Consider the following 255-nt stretch of genomic DNA (forward strand, 5'->3'; position numbering starts at 1 on the left):
TGCCGATGCTGGGGGTGCTGTAGTGCTGGGCACCGTCCAGCTCGAAGGGCTGGTTCAGGTGCGCCAGCAGTTTCTCGGCCACGGTCTCGGCCTGGGCTGCCGCCTCGGGCATCTCGGGGGCCAGGGACTCGAGCATGACGACGAATTCGTCTCCGCCAAAGCGGGCCACCGTGTCGGCCTCGCGCACGCTGCCCACCAGGCGGGCGGCCACCTGCGACAAAAGCTGATCGCCCATGTCGTGGCCCAGCGTGTCGT

1 protein-coding gene is annotated in these 255 nt (G+C 69.0%); it reads right to left on the reverse strand.

Annotated elements, in window-relative coordinates; all coding sequences use genetic code 11:
• Nucleotides 1–255 (reverse strand): diguanylate cyclase domain-containing protein (locus KW835_RS26710; RefSeq protein ID WP_218387764.1); only part of this gene is annotated, 255 nt, incomplete at both ends.

This window comes from Acidovorax sp. sic0104 (genome assembly GCF_019219095.1).
Taxonomy (GTDB): domain Bacteria; phylum Pseudomonadota; class Gammaproteobacteria; order Burkholderiales; family Burkholderiaceae_C; genus Acidovorax.